This window comes from Prevotella sp. LCP21S3_D2, assembly GCF_052118345.1.
In the GTDB taxonomy this organism is placed as follows: domain Bacteria; phylum Bacteroidota; class Bacteroidia; order Bacteroidales; family Bacteroidaceae; genus Prevotella.
The window spans coordinates 1-323 of sequence record NZ_JBQKHJ010000122.1 but is presented as its reverse complement, the minus strand read 5'-3'; the positions used below and the strand labels follow the sequence as shown (position 1 = coordinate 323).

The following is a 323-nucleotide window of genomic DNA, read 5'->3' as shown; positions in this document are numbered from 1 at the left end:
AGAAGAGAAATCCATACAGGCTATAAGTGCGCAAGCGCATAGCGAGGCAGCTGACAACAGGTTGCTCCGCAAGAAACTCCAGGCTCGTGACAAACGAGTGGTGGAGCTTGAGGCTATGGTTTCTAACCTGAACAAGCAGCTTTGTGAAAAGGTAGATCAGTTGAATGACATGATGCAAAAACTTGTGGCATTCATGACTGGTAATGGAGAGATTAATCTTTCAGACTCTCTTCGTGAAGCTGTAGTTGCGGGTGTGCGTGCTGAGTTTGAGGCACGTGAACAAAAGCTAAAGGAAACATATGCTAGTGAGTTAGAGAAACTTA

At 45.2% G+C, this 323-nt stretch carries 1 protein-coding gene; it reads left to right on the top strand.

From position 1 onward, the window contains the following. Nucleotides 1-323 (top strand): hypothetical protein (locus ACTQ16_RS16880; protein ID WP_441938598.1); only part of this gene is annotated, 323 nt, incomplete at both ends.